This window comes from Variovorax sp. 05T418 (genome assembly GCF_056396385.1).
On sequence record NZ_JBFTLJ010000058.1, the window covers coordinates 1 to 499 of the forward strand.

The following is a 499-nucleotide window of genomic DNA, read 5'->3' on the forward strand; positions in this document are numbered from 1 at the left end:
AATTAACATGTAAACCATTGCTTGTTCATTTAATTTTTCTGGCGAAGTCCAATCTGGTTTCAAGATATGTAAATCATTAAAACAATCATTCCAGTAATTTCCAATAATCAACCATATCTCTTTTAAGTTCAATTTCTACACGCCATAAGTGATCAGACRTAACTTCRACATCTGCGTTATCTTTACGTTCTTGTTTTTTGTTATAAATTCTAATAAATCTATCRCTATCACGAACGCCAAAATATTTTGTTTCTGGCATTCCATTAATTCCCTGGAGACAACTGGAGATATTTCTTTAATTAAATTTTTATATTTATATTTAGTTCTTTTATTCAATTCTCCCCATTTGTCTTCTTCATGAATTAACATGTAAACCATTGCTTGTTCATTTAATTTTTCTGGCGAAGTCCAATCTGGTTTCAAGATATGTAAATCATTAAAACAATCATTCCAGTAATCCACCATATCTCTTTTAAGTTCAATTTCTACACGCCATAAG

1 protein-coding gene is annotated in these 499 nt (G+C 29.6%); it reads right to left on the reverse strand.

The features are described 5' to 3' along the window. Positions 1-85: 85 nt before the first annotated feature. Positions 86-259, reverse strand: coding sequence for a replication initiation factor domain-containing protein (locus AC1DMS_RS31765; protein ID WP_478182152.1), 174 nt, complete (start codon positions 257-259; stop codon positions 86-88). Positions 260-499 lie beyond the last annotated feature (240 nt).